We start from the raw sequence: 626 nt of genomic DNA, 5'->3' as shown, positions 1-626 counted from the left end.
AAACAGATTTCTCACGACTGTCCTCACAGCTTTCATGCTGGTTGCAGCCCCCGCCGGCGGTTATGCGCAGGCAAACCGCACCCATGTGCTGAGTTCCGACAAGAGTTCGCTTGTTGTCACGACCAATGACGGCGGCACGGCCTACTACCAGTATTTCGGTCCGCGCATAAGTTCCGATGACATCAGCGGACTGTTCGGCGTCAACGCCAATTTCACCGGCAACACTCTTCCGACATTCGGCCCCGACCCCAACGGCGAAAAGGCCCTGAGCGTGGAAATGCCCGACGGCAACATGAGCCTCGACCTTAAAATGGACAGTCTCAGGCGCACAACAGACGGCAAGGGAGAACTGCTCATACTGACTTTCACTGACAGGGTATATCCCCTGACCGTCCGCCAGTATTTCCGCCATTATGCGGGCACTGAAGTTTTCTCCACCTGGTACGACATTACCAACAACGCCAAAAAGGGAGCGGTGAAACTGATTACCTTTGCCAGCGCGTCCGTACCCTTCACCCGCAGCAACAACTACCTCACCCAGTTTCACGCCGGATGGACCAGCCAAAGCTACCTGACCGAGGAAACGCTCCCCGACGGAACAACCATCATAGCCGACCAGGCCGGAC

Annotated in this window: 1 protein-coding gene; it reads left to right on the top strand. The window is 56.5% G+C overall.

Translation table 11 applies throughout. The features are described from left to right. The coding region (locus tag C5S62_RS05015; protein ID WP_275541726.1) for a glycoside hydrolase family 36 N-terminal domain-containing protein at positions 1-626 on the top strand (626 nt) is incomplete at both ends.

It is taken from the genome of Prevotella sp. MGM2 (assembly GCF_002933955.1).
Classification (GTDB): Bacteria; Bacteroidota; Bacteroidia; order Bacteroidales; family Bacteroidaceae; genus Alloprevotella.
This window is presented reverse-complemented; position numbering and strand designations above follow the sequence as displayed.